Here is a 6,281-nt window from a genome sequence, read left to right as displayed (position 1 = left end):
CGGGCGTGGCCCGCACCCCTCGGGGTGCGGGCCACGCCCGTTCGCGTACCCGGGTCTCACTCGATCTTCGGGGTGATGCGCGCCGGTCCCGCCTGCGGATCCGTGCGCAGCTTGTCCTGGAGCTGCCTGCTCCGTTCGGTGAGCTGTTGCGGGCCGCTGAGCGGCGGCACCCCGGTCACGCTCTCGCCGGGTGCCGGCGGAGGGTCGTAGCGGGTGGGCGCGGTCGCCACCGTGTAGGCGGTAGCGGCCGTGATCACCGCGGTCAGGCCGAGCGTCGCCCGGGTCCACTGCCGGCCGCGCCGCTCGCCGCCGCCGCGGACCGCAGCCGCCGGGCGCGGGGTGAGCGCGAACGGCGGCCGCAGCGCGACGAGCCGCTCCCGCAGCGCCGCGGACTGCTTCTCGACCGGTACGTCGGCCAGTTCCGGGATCCGGGCGGCGAGTTCGGCGTGCGCGTGCAGGATGCGGTTGCCGGCGGCGAGGGTCGTGGCCTCCGTCTCGGCGGCGGTGTCGGGCAGGTCGAGGCCGACGCCGTCGTAGAGCAGGACGGTGCGCCGGTGAACGGGGGACAGCGCGAGCAGGGCGTCGAGCAGGATCCGGTCGGCGGGATCGGCCGGGGGCGGGTCGGGTCTGCGGTGGGCGCGCCGGAACCGGTGCCAGGGGGAGAGCGCGTGCTCGTAGGCGATCGCGCGCACCCAGCCCTCGGGGTCCGGGTCGGTGGCCACTTCGGGCCACTGGTCCCAGGCCCGGGTAAAGGCCCGGTCCACGGCCTCCAGGGCGAGGGCGCGACGCCCGGAGAGCAGGTAGCTCTGCAGGGCGAGGGCGGGCGCGGCCCGGTCGTAGAGGGTGTCGAAGGCATCCGCCGGCCCGAGGAGGGGGCGTACGGCCGGTCGGGCGACGGCTCCGGCCGCGCCGCCGCCGGTGTCGCCGGTGTCGCCGACGGGCGTGTCGGCGGTGTCGGTGGCGACCGCGGGGCCCTCCGGGGCGGTCGGACCGCCCTCGGCGCCGGCCCCGGCCCCGGGTGCCACCGCCACCAGGACCGGTTCGGCCGGTTCGGCCGGTTCGGCCGGTTCGGCCGGTTCGGCCGGTTCGGCCGGTTCGGCCGGTTGGGCCGGAGCAGCCGGGTCGGTCCGGCCCGGCGGCCCGGCCGCGTCCGCGTCCGCGGCCGCCGGCGGGGCGGTGAGGCCGTCGAGGAACCGCGCGTACGCGGCGTGCTTGCGCCCGCGCGGGTTCGTGCGTCCGGACTCCCAGTGGCGGACCGTCGCCGCGGAGACACCCATGGCCGCCGCGACCTCATCGAGCGTCAGCTCCGCGGCTTCGCGCAGACTTCGGCGCTCGTGCGGGGCGGGCAGGCCCTCGACGTTTCGTGTCATGCCACACTCCCCGCAACCCGGCAGCCCTGAGCAATAAAGTACATAAACGTATATTGGGCGACACCACGGACATTCGCCTGTTACCCGCCCATAGCGCGTGTCGTTGGCACCATGGCGGGGTGACCCAAGTGACCGAACGCGGGACCCGGTTGCCGGCGTCCCCGCGAACCGGCGTGCGACGGCGCTCGCCGGCCGCCGCCGCATGCGTGGTGGGCGGCGCCGTGGCGGCCGGACTCGGGCTCGGCTTCCTCGCCGTGCTCGTCATCGTCCTGTGGATCAGCTCCCCCTACCCCGACAGCGGTCCCGGCGGGGCCCTGCACCTCGCCGCCGGGCTGTGGCTGCTCGCCCACGGGACCGAACTGCTGCGCTACGACACGCTTTCCGGCGTCCCGGCACCCGTCGGTGTGACACCGCTGCTGCTCGCCCTGCTGCCCGTCCTGCTCGTTCGGCGGGCCGCCCGCCTGGGCGGCGCCTCCGACGAGGAGGACGAGGACGTGCTGCCCGCGACCGCCGTGTTCTCGGCCGTGCTCTGCGGATACCTCGCCGTCGGGGCGCTCGCCACGGTGTACGCCGCCGGCGGGCCGATGCCGGCCGACCCCATCAGCGCCGCCTGGCACGTCCCGCTGGTTGCCGTGCCGGCCGCGGCCGGCGGGGTGTGGGGGGCCAAGGGCCGGCCGCTCGGGCCGCTGCCGAAATGGCTGCCGGAGGGCGTACGGAGGGGGTTCGCACGCCCTCGGTACGCGCTGGCGCTGCGGGCGGGCGCGGGTGGCGCCCTGGTGCTCCTGGGCGGCGGAGCGCTGCTCGTCGGTGCCTCGCTCGCCTGGCACGGCGCGCAGGTCCAGGCCTCGTTCCTGTCGCTGACGGGGGTGTGGTCGGGCCGGTTCGCGGTCCTGCTGCTCGCGCTCGCCCTGATCCCGAACGCCATGGTCTGGGGAGCGGCCTACGCGCTCGGCCCCGGCTTCTCCCTCGGCGCCGAGGTCACGGCCACCCCGCTGGGCTTCGCCGGCGCGCCCGCCCTGCCCCGGTTCCCGCTGCTGGAAGCGCTCCCGGCCGCGGGGGCGGGCACCCCGCTGACCTGGGCCGCCGCCGGAGTGCCGGTGGTCGCCGGGCTGGCGGTGGGCTGGTTCGCGGTGCGCCGGGCACGGGAGGTCTCGTACGGGGAGACCGCGCTCACGGCGGCCCTCGGCGCACTGGTCTGCGGCCTGGCGATGGCCGGGCTCGCGGCGGCCGCGGCGGGACCGCTCGGCTCACGGCGGCTGGCCGAGTTCGGGCCGGTGTGGTGGGCCACGGGCGCGGCGGCCTTCGCGTGGACGCTGGCGCTGGCCGTGCCGGTGGCGGTGGGGGTGCACGCGTGGCGCTACCGCCCGGCGGAGGGCCCGGTCACGGGCGACGCGGACGTCCCGTTGGACGACGGCTGGCACGACAGCGGGGTGCGGGAGCTGCGGTGGGAGGCGATGCGGAGGGCGTCGGGGACGCTGGTGCCGGAAATCGTCGCCGAGCCGGTGGCTCCGCCGGTCGTGGTGGCTCCTGTGCCCGCGGCGGCTGCGGCACCTGCGGTGCGGATGCGGCGGGCGGTGACCGTGGTGTCCGGGCTGGACCTGGGGGCGGTGGCTCCGCCCGTGGCGGCGCCGGTTCCGCCCGTGGCTCCGCCGGTGGTCGGGGTGCGGGTGCTTGCCCGGCGGAAGCCGCCTGCCTAGACCGTCCGGTGCGTTGCCGGGTGCGGCGCCGCTGCCCCCGGGCCCCCGCGCCTCAAACGCCGGCGGGGCTGAAAAGAGCGGGGCTCCGCCCCGGGCCTCGCGCATCGACACGCCGGCGGGGCGGGCGGCGGCGGGGCGGCGGCGGTTACCGGCGGACCTGCAGGACCTCGCCCACGAAGTTGTCCGGGAGGAGGGTGTTGCACTGGAGCTCCGCCGACTTGGTGAGGGCGTCGTCGCGGCAGACGTAGAAGTCCTTGTACACGAGCTGCAGTGCGTACGAGCTCATGGCCAGCAGGATCGCCAGCGAGGCGGTGACCAGGCCGCTCACCGCCGCCGTGCGCTGCGGTCGCGCCGCCGGGCCCAGGGCGTCCAGGCCCGCCGGGGCGCCCGGCTCGCCGGTCGCCGCGACCGGCTTGCCGCGGAGCGCGCTGATACCCCAGTACAGGGCGAGCGCGCCCAGCAGGAGGCCGACCGACGGGATGCCGAAGATGCCGAAGAAGAAGCCCCACATGCCCGCCAGCAGCGCGTAGCGGGCGCGGCGCTGGATCGGGTCCGTCGGGTCCCAGCGCGCCGGGCCGCGCTGCCCGCCCGAGTCCCCCGGGCCGCTCCCGTCGCCGTCACCGCCGCCACCACCACCGCTGCGCGGCTGCCACGGTTGGTCGGGCCGGCCTTCCGGCGGGGCCGCGAAGGGGTTGTCGTCGGTGGGGGAGTCGGGCTGACGGCGGTCCGGCATCGGGTGTGTTACTTCCCCTGTGTCATGGACGTCACGAGGACGTCGAGGCGAGGTGAGGCCAGTTTGCGGCTTGTACGCAGACGCTACCGCCCGCCCGTGCCCCCGTCCCTCGGGGGCCGTCCGGTGTGCCGGTATCGTTGCAGGCGGTCGGCGGCTTCGTATGGTTCCCCGTATATCGGTACCCCGAAGTTTCGTATGACCGCACAAAGACGAACACCGCAATTCCGCGAGAAAGGGCCTCCCATGGCCGCCTCCCGCCTGGTCGTGCTGGTCTCCGGTTCCGGCACCAACCTCCAGGCCCTGCTCGACGCCATCGACGCCCATCCCGGCGGATCCGAGGGCTTCGGTGCCGAAGTCGTCGCCGTGGGGGCCGACCGGGCGAACATCGCCGGCCTGGAGCGGGCGGAGAAGGCCGGGATCCCCACCTTCGTCTGCCCGGTGAAGGACTACGGGAGCCGCGCCGAGTGGGACGCCGCCCTCACCGCGGCGACCGACGCGCACGCGCCCGACCTCGTCGTGTCGGCCGGTTTCATGAAGATCGTGGGCAAGGAGTTCATCGACCGCTTCGGCGGCCGGTTCATCAACACCCACCCCGCCCTCCTCCCCTCCTTCCCCGGGGCGCACGGCGTGCGGGACGCGCTCGCCTACGGCGCGAAGGTCACCGGCTGCACGGTCCACTTCGTGGACAGCGGCGTGGACACCGGTCCGATCATCGCCCAGGGTGTGGTCGAGGTCCGGGACGAGGACGACGAAGCCGCTCTCCATGAGCGCATCAAGGAAGTCGAGCGACAGCTGCTCGTCGATGTCGTGGGGCGTCTGGCCCGGCACGGCTACCGCATTGAGGGACGAAAGGTAACAATCCAGTGACCGCCGCAGACACCGCAGCGAGCAACGACCCGACCACGACCCGGCGGCCGATCCGGCGTGCGCTCATCAGCGTCTACGACAAGACGGGACTGGAAGAGCTGGCCCGCGGCCTGCACGAGGCGGGCGTCGCGCTCGTCTCCACCGGCTCCACCGCCTCGAAGATCGCCGCCGCCGGGGTGCCCGTCACCAAGGTGGAGGAGCTGACCGGCTTCCCCGAGTGCCTCGACGGCCGGGTCAAGACCCTGCACCCGCGCGTGCACGCCGGCATCCTCGCCGACCTGCGCCTGGAGGACCACCGCAACCAGCTCGCCGAGCTGGGCGTGGAGCCCTTCGACCTCGTCGTCGTCAACCTGTACCCGTTCCAGGCCACCGTCCGGTCGGGTGCCACCGAGGACGAGTGCGTCGAGCAGATCGACATCGGCGGTCCGTCGATGGTCCGCGCGGCCGCCAAGAACCACCCGTCGGTCGCCGTGGTCACCAGCCCCGACCGGTACGCCGACGTCATCGCCGCGGCCCAGGGCGGAGGCTTCGACCTCACCGCCCGCAAGCGGCTGGCGGCCGAGGCCTTCCAGCACACCGCCGCCTACGACGTGGCCGTCGCCTCCTGGTTCACGAACGCGTACGCCCCGGAGGGCGGGGAGGGCGCGCTGCCCGAGTTCCTCGCCGGCGCCTGGGAGCGCAAGTCCACCCTCCGCTACGGCGAGAACCCGCACCAGGCGGCCGCGCTCTACACCGACGGGCAGCCGGGCGGGCTCGCCAACGCCGAGCAGCTGCACGGCAAGGAGATGTCCTTCAACAACTACGTGGACACCGAGGCCGCCCGCCGGGCCGCCTACGACCACGAGGGCCCCTGCGTCGCGATCATCAAGCACGCCAACCCGTGCGGCATCGCCGTCGGCGCGGACGTCGCCGAGGCGCACCGCAAGGCGCACGCCTGCGACCCGCTGTCGGCGTTCGGCGGTGTCATCGCCGTCAACCGCCCGGTGACCGTCGAGCTCGCCGAGCAGGTCGCGGAGATCTTCACCGAGGTCATCGCCGCCCCCGGCTACGAGGACGGCGCGGTGGAGATCCTCGCCAAGAAGAAGAACATCCGCGTCCTGAAGGTCGACGGCACCCCGCACCAGCCGGGTGACCTCAAGCCCGTCAGCGGCGGTGCGCTGCTCCAGCAGAGCGACCTCTTCCAGGCCGAGGGCGACGACCCGGCCAACTGGACGCTCGCCACCGGCGACGCCCTGTCCCCGGCGGAGCTCGCCGAGCTGGCCTTCGCGTGGCGGGCCTGCCGGGCCGTCAAGTCCAACGCGATCCTGCTCGCCAAGGACGGCGCCTCGGTCGGCGTCGGCATGGGCCAGGTCAACCGCGTCGACTCGGCGAAGCTCGCCGTCGAGCGGGCCGGCGCCGAGCGCGCGCAGGGCTCGTACGCCGCCTCCGACGCCTTCTTCCCCTTCCCGGACGGTCTGGAGATCCTGACCGCCGCAGGCATCAAGGCCGTGGTCCAGCCGGGCGGTTCGGTCCGTGACGAGCAGGTCGTCGAGGCCGCGCAGAAGGCCGGCGTGACGATGTACTTCACCGGCACCCGCCACTTCTTCCACTGAGTCCGGCTCGCCCCGGCACGGC

The 6,281-nt window shown here is 74.9% G+C and carries 5 protein-coding genes; 3 read left to right on the top strand and 2 right to left on the bottom strand.

Translation table 11 applies throughout. From position 1 onward, the window contains the following. Window positions 1-56 precede the first annotated feature (56 nt). On the bottom strand, window positions 57-1,370 hold the full coding sequence (locus AVW11_RS35005) for a transcriptional regulator (protein ID WP_076047039.1): 1,314 nt from the start codon (window positions 1,368-1,370) through the stop codon (window positions 57-59). 119 nt (window positions 1,371-1,489) lie between these two features. On the opposite strand from AVW11_RS35005, the gene AVW11_RS35000 reads away from it, so the two are divergent. Beyond that, a complete protein-coding gene (locus tag AVW11_RS35000; protein WP_143568940.1) occupies window positions 1,490-3,067 on the top strand; it encodes a cell division protein PerM in 1,578 nt (525 codons plus the stop codon). Between the two features lie 145 nt (window positions 3,068-3,212). Here the strand turns inward: AVW11_RS35000 and AVW11_RS37005 are convergent, their stop codons facing one another. Beyond that, a complete protein-coding gene (locus AVW11_RS37005) occupies window positions 3,213-3,800 on the bottom strand; it encodes a hypothetical protein (RefSeq protein WP_060178848.1) in 588 nt (195 codons plus the stop codon). A gap of 243 nt (window positions 3,801-4,043) precedes the next feature. On the opposite strand from AVW11_RS37005, the gene purN reads away from it, so the two are divergent. Together purN and purH are read left to right on the top strand one after the other, a co-directional pair. Next, entirely contained in the window at window positions 4,044-4,667 is a 624-nt protein-coding gene (purN, locus tag AVW11_RS34995; protein ID WP_030851381.1) for a phosphoribosylglycinamide formyltransferase, read from the top strand. Then, window positions 4,664-6,259 (top strand): bifunctional phosphoribosylaminoimidazolecarboxamide formyltransferase/IMP cyclohydrolase, encoded by a 1,596-nt coding sequence (purH, locus tag AVW11_RS34990; RefSeq protein ID WP_051700559.1) that lies wholly within the window; start codon window positions 4,664-4,666, stop codon window positions 6,257-6,259. The genes purN and purH overlap by 4 nt, the downstream gene beginning before the upstream one ends. The last annotated feature ends 22 nt before the right edge of the window (window positions 6,260-6,281 follow it).

It is taken from the genome of Streptomyces amritsarensis, from assembly GCF_001953875.1.
GTDB classification, from domain to species: domain Bacteria; phylum Actinomycetota; class Actinomycetes; order Streptomycetales; family Streptomycetaceae; genus Streptomyces; species Streptomyces amritsarensis.
Note: the sequence above shows the minus strand (reverse complement) of the source record. Positions and strands in the feature narration are given on the sequence as shown.